This is a genomic window from Pseudomonas sp. TE21435, from assembly GCF_056279265.1.
Map to the genome: position 1 here is coordinate 1,713,924 of NZ_JBWBQZ010000001.1, position 13,403 is coordinate 1,727,326.

At 67.1% G+C, this 13,403-nt stretch carries 11 protein-coding genes; 3 read left to right on the forward strand and 8 right to left on the reverse strand.

Translation table 11 applies throughout. The annotated features are described in order from the left end of the window. Positions 1–95: 95 nt before the first annotated feature. The 5 genes from ACZ9C1_RS07725 to ACZ9C1_RS07745 form a co-directional block, all read right to left on the reverse strand. Positions 96–1,631 carry a DHA2 family efflux MFS transporter permease subunit gene (locus ACZ9C1_RS07725; RefSeq protein ID WP_476253837.1) on the reverse strand — a complete coding sequence of 512 codons (1,536 nt, stop codon included), beginning with the start codon at positions 1,629–1,631 and terminating at the stop codon, positions 96–98. Next, entirely contained in the window at positions 1,628–2,821 is a 1,194-nt protein-coding gene (locus ACZ9C1_RS07730; RefSeq protein ID WP_102682404.1) for an HlyD/EmrA/EmrK family protein, read from the reverse strand. Before ACZ9C1_RS07730 ends, ACZ9C1_RS07725 begins: the two co-directional genes overlap by 4 nt. A 30-nt stretch (positions 2,822–2,851) precedes the next feature. After that, positions 2,852–3,325 (reverse strand): MarR family winged helix-turn-helix transcriptional regulator, encoded by a 474-nt coding sequence (locus ACZ9C1_RS07735; RefSeq protein WP_038706300.1) that lies wholly within the window; start codon positions 3,323–3,325, stop codon positions 2,852–2,854. Positions 3,326–3,817: 492 nt separating this feature from the next. Then, positions 3,818–4,957, reverse strand: coding sequence for a glycerate kinase (locus ACZ9C1_RS07740; RefSeq protein ID WP_457378611.1), 1,140 nt, complete (start codon positions 4,955–4,957; stop codon positions 3,818–3,820). Between the two features lie 111 nt (positions 4,958–5,068). Beyond that, entirely contained in the window at positions 5,069–6,166 is a 1,098-nt protein-coding gene (locus ACZ9C1_RS07745) for a sugar diacid recognition domain-containing protein (protein ID WP_139670461.1), read from the reverse strand. Between the two features lie 297 nt (positions 6,167–6,463). On the opposite strand from ACZ9C1_RS07745, the gene ACZ9C1_RS07750 reads away from it, so the two are divergent. Then, complete coding sequence (locus tag ACZ9C1_RS07750) at positions 6,464–7,795, forward strand: MFS transporter (RefSeq protein WP_198754259.1); 1,332 nt, start codon at positions 6,464–6,466, stop codon at positions 7,793–7,795. A 45-nt stretch (positions 7,796–7,840) separates the two neighbouring features. Here the strand turns inward: ACZ9C1_RS07750 and ACZ9C1_RS07755 are convergent, their stop codons facing one another. Together ACZ9C1_RS07755 and ACZ9C1_RS07760 are read right to left on the reverse strand one after the other, a co-directional pair. Continuing rightward, the gene (locus ACZ9C1_RS07755; protein ID WP_277504612.1) at positions 7,841–8,950 is read right to left on the reverse strand and encodes a DmpA family aminopeptidase; all 1,110 of its coding nucleotides are present in this window, start codon (positions 8,948–8,950) and stop codon (positions 7,841–7,843) included. 17 nt (positions 8,951–8,967) lie between these two features. Beyond that, positions 8,968–10,332 (reverse strand): APC family permease, encoded by a 1,365-nt coding sequence (locus ACZ9C1_RS07760; RefSeq protein ID WP_277504614.1) that lies wholly within the window; start codon positions 10,330–10,332, stop codon positions 8,968–8,970. A 313-nt stretch (positions 10,333–10,645) separates the two neighbouring features. Between ACZ9C1_RS07760 and ACZ9C1_RS07765 the strand changes: the two genes are divergently transcribed. Further along, positions 10,646–11,443: a helix-turn-helix transcriptional regulator gene (locus ACZ9C1_RS07765; RefSeq protein WP_277504616.1), complete on the forward strand. Its 798-nt coding sequence runs from the start codon at positions 10,646–10,648 to the stop codon at positions 11,441–11,443. Between the two features lie 5 nt (positions 11,444–11,448). Here ACZ9C1_RS07765 and ACZ9C1_RS07770 read toward each other — a convergent pair whose 3' ends face one another. Continuing rightward, positions 11,449–12,330 carry a LysR family transcriptional regulator gene (locus ACZ9C1_RS07770; RefSeq protein ID WP_476253838.1) on the reverse strand — a complete coding sequence of 294 codons (882 nt, stop codon included), beginning with the start codon at positions 12,328–12,330 and terminating at the stop codon, positions 11,449–11,451. 122 nt (positions 12,331–12,452) lie between these two features. On the opposite strand from ACZ9C1_RS07770, the gene argC reads away from it, so the two are divergent. Next, a complete protein-coding gene (gene argC, locus ACZ9C1_RS07775; RefSeq protein ID WP_277504618.1) occupies positions 12,453–13,382 on the forward strand; it encodes an N-acetyl-gamma-glutamyl-phosphate reductase in 930 nt (309 codons plus the stop codon). Positions 13,383–13,403: the final 21 nt, after the last annotated feature.

Sequence of the window (13,403 nt, forward strand, 5' to 3'; positions counted from 1 at the left end):
GAAAAGACCTACAAGATTAGGGGAAATGCCATCATTTGAAAACCTGCGGCCCCACCGCAAAAGGGGGCTTGTCGGGCCGCCCCCGCAGGTTGCTCTCAATGCCCCGCCGACGCCGGCGCGGCCTTGGCCGTGAACGGTGGCTTGGCCAGCCACACCAGCAGGATCAACCCGGCGAACACCCAGGTCAGCAAGGTGAAGTAGTCCACCGTCGACATCATGTACGCCTGGCTGTTGAGGATCTGCTCCAGCTTCGCGTAGTTCTGCGGGCTGGCACCGCCCAGTTGTTCCAGGGTCTGGCGGGTGGCCGGCTCGAAGGTGCTGATGTGCTCGCTGAGGTAGGCATGATGCTGGTCGGCCCGGCGTATCCAGATCCAGGTGGTCAGCGACGCGGCGAAGCTGCCGCCCAGGGTGCGCAGGAACGTCGCCAGCCCCGAACCGTCGGCGATCTGGTGCGGTGGCAGGTCCGACAGCAGGATGCTCAGGGTCGGCATGAAGAACAACGCCACGCCGATGCCCATGAACAGCTGCACCAGGGCGATGTGCAGGAAGTCCACCTCGTTGGTGAAGCCGGCGCGCATGTAGCAGCTGGTGCCGATCGCCAGGAAGGCGATGCCGGCCAGCAGGCGCAGGTCGAAACGGTGCGCGTACTTGCCCACGAACGGCGACATCAGCACCGGCAACAGGCCAATCGGCGCGACCGCCAGGCCCGCCCAGGTGGCGGTGTAGCCCATCTGGGTCTGCAGCCATTGCGGCAGGATCAGGTTGATGCCGAAGAACCCCGCGTACCCGCCCACCAGCACCAGGGTGCCAATACGGAAGTTGCGGTGCACGAACAGGCGCAGGTTGACCACCGGGTGGCGGTCGGTCAGCTCCCAGATGACGAACACCGCCAGGAACACCACCGAGATCAACGTGCCGATGACAATGAACGACGACTCGAACCAGTCCAGGTCGTTGCCCTTGTCCAGCACCACCTGCAAGGCGCCGACACCGACGATCAGGGTCAGCAGGCCGATGTAGTCCATCGGCTGGCGGCTGGTGACCACCGGGCGCGTGCGCATCTGCTGGCGCACCACGGCGGCGGCGAACAGGCCGATCGGCACGTTGATGAAGAAGATCCACGGCCAGCTATAGCTGTCGGTGATCCAGCCGCCAAGGATCGGCCCGGCAATCGGCGCGACCACCGTGACCATCGCTAGCAACGCCAGGGCCATCCCCCGTTTCGCCGGCGGATACACGGCAATCAGCAGAGTCTGGGTCATCGGGTACAGCGGGCCAGCTACTACGCCCTGGAGCACCCGGAAGAACACCAGCTCGGGCATCGACTGGGCGATACCGCACAGGAACGACGCCAGCACGAACAGCAGCGTGGCCCAGATGAACAGCTTCACTTCGCCGAAACGCCGGCTCAGCCAGCCGGTCAGCGGCAGCGCGATGGCGTTGCTCACCGCGAACGAGGTGATCACCCAGGTGCCCTGCTCCGAGCTCACGCCGAGGTTGCCGGAAATGGTCGGCAACGCCACGTTGGCGATGGTGGTGTCGAGCACCTGCATGAACGTCGCCAGGGACAGCCCGATCGTGGTCAACAGCAGGCTCGGCGGGGTGAACTGCGCGGCGGCCGCCTGGCTCATCGCTGGGCCGTCTTGCCGGTGGCGCTGTTTTCGTGGATCAGCCGGGCGATCAGGTCATCGGCCTCGACCAGCTGGCGGTCGTACACCTCGGTGGTGTAGCTGGCCTGCTGCGGCGGTTGCTGGGCCAGTGCCGGGCCACTCTGGTCGTGCAGGTCGACTTCGGCGACGGTGGACAGGCCGATGCGCAGCGGATGGGTCTTCAGCTGTTCAGGGTCCAGATGGATGCGTACCGGTACCCGCTGGACGATCTTGATCCAGTTACCGGTGGCATTTTGCGCCGGCAACAGGGCAAAGGCGCTGCCGGTGCCGGCGCCGAGGCTGTCGACGGTGCCGGAGTAGGTCACTTCGCTGCCGTACAGGTCGGCGGTGATTTCCACCGGCTGGCCGATGCGCATGTCGCGCAGTTGGGTTTCCTTGAAGTTGGCGTCGACCCACACCTCGTCCAGCGGGATCACCGCCATGGTCGCGGTGCCCGGCTGCAGGCGCTGGCCCAGTTGTACGGTGCGCTTGGCGACATAGCCGGTGACCGGCGCCACCAGCGTGGTGCGGGCATGGTCCAGGTAGGCCTGGCGCAGGTCGGCGGCGGCGGCCATCACTTCCGGGTGCGACGAGACCACCGTGTCGTCGACCAGCGCGGTGCTGGTGTTGAGTTGCTGGCGGGCACTGTTGACGGCGGCCTGGGCCACGGTCAGGTCATCACGGGAGTGGGCGACTTCCTCGGCGGCGATGGCACCGCTGTCGGCCAGCACCTTGCGCCGGTTGTAGTCCTGCTGGGCCTTCTGCAGCTCGGCCTGGCGGGTCTGCAACTGCGCCTTGAGCGAGTCGACATTGCTGTACAGCCCGCGCACCTGGCGCACGGTACGCGCCAGCTTGGCCTCGGCAGCCTGCAGGGCAACCTCGCTGTCGGCCGGGTCGAAGCGCAGCAATACCTGGCCGGCATGCACCAGGTCGCCATCGTCGGCGCCGATGCTGGTGACGGTGCCGGTCACCAGCGGGGTGATTTCCACGACGTTGCCATTGACGTAGGCATCGTCGGTGCTTTCGTGCCAGCGCCCGACCAGGCTGTACCAGGCCCAGGTGCCGGCCCCGGCGAGGATCAGGATCAGCAACAGGGCGAGCAGCCAGGCCTTGCGCTTGCCCGAGTTGTCAGGCGCGGGTGCCGGGGTGGAGGTGTCAGCGGGAGTGGCCATGACAATACCTTGGAAAATGCGTGACTGGGATCAACGATCGCCGAAACGGCGGATCGTCAGGGGGTCGCCGGCGCTGAGCAGGACTTTGGCGAGCAGTTGCTCAAGGGTCTTGAGCTCCTCGGGCTGCAGCACACCGACCAGTTCGTTCATTGCCGCCGCGCCGACCTGGGGCAGGCGGTCGGCCAGGCGCTGACCGTCGGCGGTGAGGGCCAGGCGCACCTGGCGGCGGTCGTCGGGGCAGCGGTTGCGCAGGATCAAGCCCTTCTGCTCGAGGCGGTCGAGCATGCGGGTCATCGAGCCGCTGTCCAGACCCAGGTAGCGGCACAGTTCGGCCGGGGTATCGACCTGGTACTGGGTGACGATGATCAGCACCTTGAACTGGGCGGCCGTGACGCCGTCGGCTTCGAGGTGCCAGTCGAGGATGCGGTCCTTGAGCAGCGCGGCGCGGCCGAGCAGCATGCCGATGGCGCAGGTCTGGAAGTTTTCCGGGGTGAAATGGGACATCGGCGGTCTGCTCGGGCAATTGTGTGAAAATATTACTGCCTAGGCAGTGAATGTCAAAGCTTTGATTAGGAGGCTAAATAAATATTCATCGGGAGGGGCTGAAAGCGTCAGCGCTTTGCTGCGTGGAGTCGGGCTGTTGCGTATTCATGAAAGGAGCGCCGCCTGAGGCGGGATGCTCGACGTTAGAGTTGCAGTGCCTGTCAGATCGAGCGCCGCCCGCGCGGCGCATCGCGGATGAATCCGCTCCTACACTTGTTGCAACGTACCGAACCTGTCAGGCCATGGTTGCCAGCCTTGGCGCAAGGCTTGAGACAGGTGGGGCAGCAGCAATGCCCACCGAAAAATCGCGTCGAGCAACAAGGCTATCAACCATGGCCTATCAGGCATGGCCACGTTGCAAAAGATGTAGGAGCGGATTCATCCGCGATGCGCCGCGCGGGCGGCGCTCGATCTGACAGGCGTTGCAAGCGTTGAGAGGAACACCCGAAGCCGTCAGCCTTGGCGCGCCACCTGCCACAACCGCGCCACATCCGCGGCCCGCGCCTTGAGCAACGCCCCCGCCTCGGCACAAGCCTGCTCCAGGCTCATCGGCCCGCTGGCCAGGGCGAAGGCCGCATCGATGCCCTGCCCATACAGTTGCTCGTAGCCCGCACCGAGCGTGCCCGCCAGCACCACCACCGGCACGCCGTGGCGCTTGGCCACCCGCGCCACCCCGAGGGGCGTCTTGCCGCGCAGGGTCTGGGCATCGAAACGCCCTTCGCCGGTAATTACCAGATCCGCGCCCTGCACCAGGGCATCGAGCCCGGCCAGCTCGGCGACCACCTCGACCCCTGGGCGGAACTGCGCGCCCATGAACGCCTTGGCTGCGAAGCCCATGCCTCCGGCCGCGCCACTGCCTGGCTCATCACGCACATCCTTGCCGAGCACGTCCGCGCAATGATCGGCGAACCGCGCCAGGGCCTGGTCCAGGGCCTGCACCTGCTCGGGGTTGGCACCCTTCTGCGGGCCGAAGATCGCCGAGGCGCCATTGGCGCCGCACAGCGGATTGTCGACATCGGCGGCAACATCCACCTGCACCCGCGCCAAGCGTGGGTCCAGGCCGCTGGCGTCGATGCGCGCCAGCTGCGCCAGTGCAAGGCCACCCTCGGCCAACGGCTCGCCCCGGGCATCCAGCAGGCGCAGGCCCAACGCACGCAGCATGCCGCTGCCGCCGTCATTGGTGGCGCTGCCGCCGATGGCCAGCACAATCCGCGAAGCGCCGGCCGCCAGCGCCGCGGCGATCAGCTCGCCGGTGCCCCAGGTGCTGCTGCGGCAAGCGTCGCGCTGCCCGTTGGGCACCAGCTGGATGCCACTGGCCTGGGCCATCTCGATCACTGCCGTGCGGCTCTCGGCCAGCCAACCCCACCCGGCCTCGACGGGCTCGCCCAGCGGGCCGCGCACCACCTGGCGGCGCAGCTCGCCCTGACTGGCGGCGACGATCGCCTGCATGGTGCCTTCACCGCCATCGGCCATCGGGCATTCGATGCGCTCGCAAGCCGGCCACACTTCGGCCAGCCCGCTGGCGATGGCGCGGGCGACGCCGGAGGCATCGAGGCTGTCCTTGAACGAATCGGGGGCGATGACGATTTTCATGGGGATTCTCCTGTCCTGTTCCGCGCATGCTGACAGGTGCGCGGTGCACTGGCCTCGGTCGGATGCACAAAACCCAGGGGCGGTTGTTTGGGCGAATGCCTTTGCCAGCCGTCAGTCCGCCGGCAACAGCTGCAACCCCAGGTACAAGCTCAGCATCCCCTCCATGCGCAACGGATCCACCTCCCCCACCTCGGCAATGCGCTCCAGCCGGTAGCGCAAACTGTTGCGGTGGATACCCAGCGCCTCGGCGCAGGCCTGGCTCTGCCCCTCATGGGCGCACCAGGCGCGCAAGGTGAGCAGCAATTGCCCGCTGGCATCCTTGGCGCGAATGCGCTGCAAGGGTTCGAGCAGCTCGTCCAGCGCATCGTCGTTGCGATGCCGCCACAGCAGCGCCGGCAGGCGATAGCGGGCCAGGCTCAGCAGGCGCTCGTCGGGCAGCACCTCACGGCCGTAAGCCAGCAGGTCGCGCACCCGCCGGTAACTGCGGCGCAGTTGCTCCAGGCTCTGCGCCGGGCTGCCCAGGGCCAGGCGCTCGACGTCCCAGCCGTGGCGCTGCAGGCGTTCGAGCAGGCGCGGTTCGTCCAGCGGCACGCCGGCCGGCCGGCACCATAGCAGCGACTGGCGCGCAGGGCTGACACACCAGCTGTCCGGGTAGCGGCTCATCAGCCAGGCCGAGAGCGCCTCGGCGGGCGGGCCGCCACGCAACTCGAACAGGCAGGCAATGCGTGGCAGGTTCGGTTTGAGCCCCAGTTGCCGGGCTTCATCGACCAGCCGCGGCGAGTCGCCGCTGCCGCCCAGCAACAGTGCCAGCAGGTCGTCGCAGCGCTGGCGACGCCACTGCTGCTCCACCTGCAGATGGCGCTGGGCCAGGAGCATCTCGGCGGTCATGCGCACCAGCTCGCCGTAGGTGCGCAACTGTTGCGGGTCACCGGTCAGGCCGAGCACGCCGATCAGCCGGCCATCAAGCATCAATGGCAGGTTGACGCCGGGCTGCACGCCCTTGAGGCACTTGGCCGCCTCGACGTCCAGCTCGACGATGCGCCCGTTGGCCAGCACCAGCTGCGCGCCTTCGTGGCGGGTGTTGATGCGCTCGGCCTCGCCACTGCCCAGGATCAGCCCCTGGCTGTCCATCACGTTGACGTTGCACGGCAGGATGGCCATCGCCCGGTCGACGATGTCCTGGGCCAGGTCGTGGTCCAGCTCGAACATTTAAGAATCCTCAGGCTCTGTACGAAATGTGTCTGCGCGAAGGCCAGACAAGGCGAAACGGGGGGGAGGAAGCGCAGTGTACTGGAGTACATGAGCATTCCGAGCCCCGTTTCAACGCAGTATGGGCGAGTGCAGATACCTTTCGTGCGGGGCCTGGGCTTTGGTCGGGGGCACAGCAGCCCATGCCTGAAGCTGTGCAAAAGCACAAAGACAGCCGCGCTACACTGCCCGAGACTTTTCCAGGCGAGCGCCGGCACAGGCGACGCGGTGACAACCATAACAACAGAGAACCCGATCATGGCACACAGCCCCGCCCCTGACCAAGGCAACGAGATCACCCGCAACGCGCTCTACCGGCGCATCACCCTGCGGCTGATCCCGTTCATTTTCATCTGCTACCTGTTCAACTACCTCGACCGCGTCAACGTCGGCTTCGCCAAGCTGCAGATGCTCGACGCACTGAAATTCAGCGAAACCGTGTACGGCCTCGGCGCCGGCATCTTCTTCATCGGCTACGTGCTCTGCGGCCTGCCCAGCAACCTGGCGCTCAACCGCTTCGGGCCGCGGCGCTGGATCGCGCTGATGATGATCGCCTGGGGCAGCCTGTCCACCTGCCTGCTGTTCGTCACCACCCCCACCGAGTTCTACACCCTGCGCCTGTTGACCGGCGCCGCCGAGGCAGGCTTCTTCCCGGGCGTGGTGCTGTACCTCTCGCGCTGGTTCCCGGCGGACCGGCGCGGCCGCATCATGGCCCTGTTCATGTCGGCGATCCCGGTGTCCGGGCTGCTGGGCGGGCCGTTCTCCGGATGGATCCTCGACCACTTCGCCGCGGGCCAGCACGGCCTGGCCGGCTGGCAGTGGATGTTCCTGATCCAGGGCTTGCCCACCGTCGTGCTGGGCGCGCTGGCCATCGTGCTGCTCAGCGACGGCTACCAGAGCGCCCGCTGGCTGAGCCCGGCCGAACGCCAGCTGATCGAGGCGGACCTGAAAGCCGACGCCGCCGGCAAGCCGGCCACCCGCGGCGACAGCGTGATGTCGGTGCTGGGCAACCCGCTGATCTGGACCTTCGGTTTCGTCTACTTCTGCATCCAGAGCGGTGTCTATGCCATCAACTTCTGGCTACCGTCGATCATCAAGAACATGGGCTTCGACAGCCCCCTGCTGATCGGCTGGCTCAGCGCCATCCCATACCTGCTGGCCGGTGTGTTCATGATTGTCGTCGGCCGCTCGGCGGACCTGCGCAACGAACGCCGCTGGCACCTCGTGGTACCGATGCTGATGGGGGCGCTGGGTCTGTTGATCGCGGTGAACTTCGCCGCCCACCCGACCATCGCCATCCTCGGCCTGTCCATCGCCACCATGGGCGCGCTGACCGGACTGCCGATGTTCTGGCCGATGCCGACCGCGCTTCTCACCGCCGGCACCGCCGTGGCGGGCCTGGCGATCATCAACTCGGTGGGACAGATGGCCGGCTTCCTCAGCCCCTACCTGGTGGGCTTCATCAAGGACCAGACCGGCTCGACCGATGCGGCGCTGTATGCGCTGGCCGGGTTGATCGTGGTCGGTAGCCTGGTGGCCTTGCGCGTTTCGCGCAGCACCAGCAGCGCCCTGGCAGGCGTTCGCCAGTAGGTGCCGACGAGGCCATCGCGGGCTTGCCCCGCGATGGCCACCACGCTAGTCGCGAGGTTTCCAACCGGCTTCATGCAATGCCGTCAGCAAGGTATCCCCGTCCAGCGCCGGCACCACCACGCCTCCCTTGCCCTGCATCGTGCGTCCCGCCAGCAAGGCATTGACGATCGCCTCCTCCACCGCTTCCGCCGCCGCCATGAACAACGCCGAAATATGGTCGTTGTTGAGCATGCGCAACTCGGTGCATTGTTCCAGCCCCTTGCGTGCATAGTCCGCCGGCGGCAGATTCTGGTTGCCGGTGGAGAACGCCAGGAAGATATCGCCGCTGGAGTCCTCGGTGCCGCCACCAGTACGGGCGATGCCGATCGACGCGCGCTGGGCCAGGCGCTGGCACTGATGTGGCAGCAGTGGCGCGTCGGTGGCGATCACCACCACGATCGAGCCCATCCCCGGGGTGCCGGTCACAGGTTCGGCGAAAGGCGACGGCAAATGCCCCAGCTGACGCCCCACCGGGTAGCCATCCACCCGCAACTCGCGCCGCTGGCCATGGTTGGCCTGGACCAGGGCGCCTACGGTCCAGGCGCCCTGCCCGTCCTCCAGGCGCCGCGAGGCGGTGCCGATGCCGCCCTTGAACTCGTGGCAGATCATCCCCGTGCCACCGCCCACCGGCCCTTCCTGCACCGGCCCCGAGATGGCCGCTTCCTGTGCCTGACGCACCTGCGCCGGGGTCACGTGCTGGCCCCAGATGTCATTGAGCAGGCCATCGTAGGTTTCCATCACCACCGGCATGCACCAGTACACCGCCTCGTCCGGCAGGCGCTCACGCTCTGCGGCGATCAGCGCATCGCGCACCACGCCGACGCTGTGGGTATTGGTGATGGCGATCGGCGTGGTCAGCAAACCGGCCTCGCGGATCCACTCCAGGCCCGTGGCGTCGCCGTTGCCGTTGAGCACGTGGCAGCCGGCGAAACAGGGCTGCTGACGAGCCGCGCCTGCGCGGGGCTCGATCAGCGTCACCCCGGTGCGGATCGGCGCCGGGCGGTGTTCGTCGATCAGGGTGCTGTGGCCGACCCGCACCCCCGGTACGTCGGTGATGGCATTGAACGGGCCCGGGGTGCCGTGGCCGAGGGTGATGCCCAGTTGACGCGCACGCATGTGTACTCCTTGGATGCTCACAATTTCTGGAAGGTCGGGCTGAGCCGGCCGTGGGTGCTGTACAGCGTGACCGACACGGCCAGCAGCCCGAGGATGATCAACAGGTCGCGCAGGGACGCCTCGCGCAGCAGGGTCACCAGCAGCCAGCCGGCGCCGCTGACCGCCAGCAGCGCCGGCAACGGCCACAGCGGCATACGGTACGGATGCTCGCGGTCGCGGCGCAGTACCCGGCTGCACAGGGCGCATGCGGCCACCACCAGGTAGATCAGCAGCAATAGCAGCACGGTGAACGAGGTCAGTTCCTCCAGGCTGCCGGACAGGCTCAGCAAGGCCGACGGCACGGCGAGGAACAGCGTGGCCAGCCACGGCGACTCCCAGCGCGGATGGATCAGGGTGAAGGCGCGGTTGAACGTGGGCGTCCAGATCGCGTCGCGCCCGCTGCTGTACACCACCCGGCCGACCTGGATGACAATGGCCACGATGGCGTTGAACACCGAGAGGAAGATCCCCGCGCTGACCAGCCGTGCCAGGGTCTCGTTGCCATGGGCGGTCAGCAAGTAGCCGATCGGATCGCCGCTGGCCAGCATCGCCTGCAGCGACGGCGCGCCGATCAGCAGCGCGGCCAGCGGGATCACCTCGATCGCCACCACCACCGCCAGTGACCACAGCACCGCCCGGTGCACGGTGCGGCCACGGTCCTTCATGTCTTCAGCCAGCAGCACAGCGCCACCATAGCCATTGAAGGCGAACAGCGCCATGCCCACCGCGCCCAGCACCAGTGCCCAGGGTGCCGCCGTCAGCACCCCTTGCTCGAGCATCTGCGGCTGCAACAGGCTCGCCGCCGGTTGGCTGGCATTGCCGAACCCCAGAATCACGATCACCAGCAGCGCGGCGACCTCGCAGAACAGGAACACCCCGGTGATCCAGGCATTCAGGCGGATGTTGAGAATACCCAGCGCATAGCTGGAGACGACGATCACCAGCGCCACGGTCTGGGTGTCGAAACGCGTGCCCAGGGCATTGTTCAGGTAGGTGGCGGCGCCACCTGCAAGCACTGGCGGAATGAACAGCATCGAGGCCAGCACGGTGAGAAAGGTGGCATAGCCCGCCAGCCCGCCGAACACGCGCTTGGCGTACACATACTCGCCGCCGGCAGAGCTGTGCGCGCGCCCCAGTTCGGCGTAGCACCAGGCGAACATCAACGCCAGCGCACCGGCCATGATGAAGGACAGAAACGCACCACTGCCGGCCTGTTGGATGGCGAACGGGGCAATGACGAACACGGAACTGGCCGGGGTCACCGCGGAAACAGTGATGGCGACCACGTCGAACACACCCAGGCGCTGCTTGAGCGCGCTTGCGGGCTCTTCGCTGGAGCTCATGGCGTTTTTCCTCTGATTGTTATTGGTTGTGAGGGGAAAACCGGTCGCGCGGCCGCTGGACCTGGGCCGGACTGTAGGCCTGGGCAAGCCTTCGGCCAATTACCCTTAGGGGGTACGCCTCTTGACGGGGAGCGGGAAACCTCCCGAGACTGCGCAATCGCAGGTCGAAACTTGTGGGAGCGGGCTTGCCCCGCGATGACTCAGGGTTGCCTGATCCGACGCCATCGCGGGGCAAGCCCGCTCCCACGCACCCATTGCGATCGGGAAATCTGCGATATACCTGACCTGCAACTGGCGTAAGCCACGGGGGCCCATGCACCACCTGTTCACCGAAGCCAGCGCCCACGCTGGCCTTGCCCGCACCGTCGAGCAGATCGGCCAGCCGCGCTTCTGGCGCCAGTTGCTCCTGCTGCTGCAGCAATGGCTGGCATTCGACAATGCCCTGGCGATGTTCTACCCCCGTACCGGGCTGCCCCGGGCACTGGAAATTTTCGACGCGCGGGGTGAAGGCAACCCCGAGGCCATGGCCCTGTACCTGAGTGGCCTGTATCAGCTCGACCCGTTCTACCAGGCCTGCCAGGAGTGCATCGGCGATGGCCTGCATCGCCTGGAAGAAGTGGCGCCGGACCAGTTCCGCCAGAGCGAGTACTACCTCAAGTACTTCCACGACCATGTCCTGGAGGACGAGGTGCAGTTCATCGTCCAGCTCGGCGACAGCGGCGCCCTGTCCCTGTCGCTGGGCCGGCGCGAACGGTTCGACAGCGCCAGCCACGGCCTGCTGGCGCTGGTATGTCCGTGGGTGGTCGCGCTGATGACCCAGCACTGGCAGCAGCACAGCCTGCGCCCGGCGCCAGCGGCGGGCATGGCCCACCAGGTGCGCGACGCCATGAGCCTGTTCGGTGCCAAGGTGCTGTCGGAGCGCGAGCTGGAGATCGCCCGGCTTATCCTGCGCGGTTATTCATCGAAAGCCATGGCCGAGCGGCTGGCCATTTCACCGGAGACCATCAAGGTGCACCGCCGGCACCTCTACGCCAAGCTGGACATCTCGTCGCAACCGGAGCTGTTCTCATTGTTTCTGCAATCGTTGGGGCACGATCCGCAGGACCCTTGAAAATGTCACTGGCGCAACCGCCCAAGTGCCTCCAGTACATGCCCGGTCGCCCGCTCCACCTCACCTTCGCGGCAGGCGATGCCCAGCTGGCGCCACAAACCTGGCCGCAGCGGCCGTTGGGCAATGCGCGCCTGCGGCTGACGCACCTCACCTTCCTGCGGCAGCAAGGTGGCGCCGTACCCGGCGGCCACCAGGCTCTTGATCGCATCGTTGTAGTTCAGCTCGATTCGCGGCTCGGGGTACAGCCCCGCCGTGGCGAACCACTCCGAGGTGACCCGCGACAGCTGGGTGGTGCTGTCGTTGAGAATCAGCGCCCTACCGGCCAGCCAAGCCGGGGTGACCCGCGCCGGCGGCTGCCAGTCGGCGGGCACGTAGGCCATGATCGGATCGCGCCGCCACGGCGTGATCCTCAAGCCCTTGCCCGCCACCTGCGGCAGCGCCACCAGGCCGATGTCCAGGGTGCCTTCGCGCAGACGCGCCAGGGAGGCCTGCGAGGTCAGCACCTGGACCTGCACGTCGATCCCGGGGTGGTCCACCCGCAGGGTTTCCAGGGCCTGGGGCAACAGCTGGGCGATGGCGCCGGTCGAGGCGCCGAGGCGCACCCGGCCGGTCAGGCCCTCGACCTGGCGACGCACCTCGTCCAGCGCCTGGTCGGCATCGGCCAGCAGGCGCCGGGCGCGGGCCAGCAGCGTCGCGCCGACGGTCGTGGGGCGAACCTGGCCGCGCGTGCGGGTGAGCAATGGGGCACCGATGCGCGCCTCCAGTTCGGCCACATGCAGGCTGATGGTCGGGGGCGCCAGGTTGAGCTGGCGTGCGGCCTGCGCGAAGGACGCGCAGTCGGCGATCACCACCAGGGTGCGCAGGCGGTCGAGGCTGATTTCTCGCATGGGATCTCGCAGGAGCGGCTATCAATTCAGGATTACTGAACGTGACCATCATGATATTCAAATTTTCTTTCGTCCAGTAAGCGGCGAGGATTAGCCATCACCCTCGTCACCGGATATTCGACATGCACCAACCCCTCGTCTTCATCGATGGCGACCAAGGCACCACCGGCCTGCAAATCCATGCCCGCCTGCAAGGCCGCGATGACTTGCGCCTGCTAACCCTGCCCGAGGCCGAGCGCAAGGACCCGGCGCGTCGCAGCGAGGCTATCAACAGCGCCGACATCGCCCTGCTCTGCCTGCCCGACGAAGCCGCCCGCGAGGCCGTGGCCACCCTGCGCAACCCGGCGGTGCGGGTGATCGACGCAAGCTCGGCGCACCGTACAGCACCAGGCTGGGTCTACGGCCTGCCGGAGCTGAACGCCGAGCAGGCCGAGCGCATCGCCACGGCCACCCGGGTCAGCAACCCCGGCTGCTACCCTACCGGTGCCATCGCCCTGCTGCATCCGCTGGTCAAGGCCGGCCTGCTGCCCGCCGACTACCCGCTGAGCATCCATGCCATTTCCGGCTACTCCGGCGGTGGCCGTGCCGCCGTCGAGCGCCATGAACGGCGCAGCGATGATTACCTGCCGACGCTGCAGCTGTACGGCCTGGAACTGGCCCACAAGCATGTGCCGGAGATCCAGCGACACGCCGGGCTCAGCGCAAGGCCGGTGTTCGTCCCTGGCTACGGCGACTACCGCCAGGGCATCGTGCTGAGCATCCCCCTGCAGTTGCGCCTGCTGCCCGGCGTCAGCGCCGAGCAGTTGCAAGCCTGCCTGGAACAACACTACCAGGGTGCCCGGCACGTGCAGGTCATGCCCCTGCACCAGCATGGCGCGGCCGCGGCGCTCGACCCGCAGGCGCTGAACGATAGCAATGACCTGCGCCTGGCCCTGTACGCCAACCCCGAGCACGGCCAGGTGCTGCTGACCGCGGTGTTCGACAACCTGGGCAAGGGCGCGTCGGGCGCCGCCGTGCAGAACCTCGACCTGATGCTGGCTGGGCTGCGCTAGCATCTGCGGGTAGAATGGACA

What these genes read in the sequence shown, in the direction of transcription:
- ACZ9C1_RS07765 (WP_277504616.1), top strand. Translation starts at nt 10,646, where the DNA reads ATGCACCACCTGTTCACCGAAGCCAGCGCCCACGCTGGCCTTGCCCGC.
- ACZ9C1_RS07730 (WP_102682404.1), bottom strand. Translation starts at nt 2,821, where the DNA reads ATGGCCACTCCCGCTGACACCTCCACCCCGGCACCCGCGCCTGACAAC.
- argC (WP_277504618.1), top strand. Translation starts at nt 12,453, where the DNA reads ATGCACCAACCCCTCGTCTTCATCGATGGCGACCAAGGCACCACCGGC.
- ACZ9C1_RS07750 (WP_198754259.1), top strand. Translation starts at nt 6,464, where the DNA reads ATGGCACACAGCCCCGCCCCTGACCAAGGCAACGAGATCACCCGCAAC.
- ACZ9C1_RS07770 (WP_476253838.1), bottom strand. Translation starts at nt 12,330, where the DNA reads ATGCGAGAAATCAGCCTCGACCGCCTGCGCACCCTGGTGGTGATCGCC.
- ACZ9C1_RS07725 (WP_476253837.1), bottom strand. Translation starts at nt 1,631, where the DNA reads ATGAGCCAGGCGGCCGCCGCGCAGTTCACCCCGCCGAGCCTGCTGTTG.
- ACZ9C1_RS07740 (WP_457378611.1), bottom strand. Translation starts at nt 4,957, where the DNA reads ATGAAAATCGTCATCGCCCCCGATTCGTTCAAGGACAGCCTCGATGCC.
- ACZ9C1_RS07760 (WP_277504614.1), bottom strand. Translation starts at nt 10,332, where the DNA reads ATGAGCTCCAGCGAAGAGCCCGCAAGCGCGCTCAAGCAGCGCCTGGGT.
- ACZ9C1_RS07755 (WP_277504612.1), bottom strand. Translation starts at nt 8,950, where the DNA reads ATGCGTGCGCGTCAACTGGGCATCACCCTCGGCCACGGCACCCCGGGC.
- ACZ9C1_RS07735 (WP_038706300.1), bottom strand. Translation starts at nt 3,325, where the DNA reads ATGTCCCATTTCACCCCGGAAAACTTCCAGACCTGCGCCATCGGCATG.
- ACZ9C1_RS07745 (WP_139670461.1), bottom strand. Translation starts at nt 6,166, where the DNA reads ATGTTCGAGCTGGACCACGACCTGGCCCAGGACATCGTCGACCGGGCG.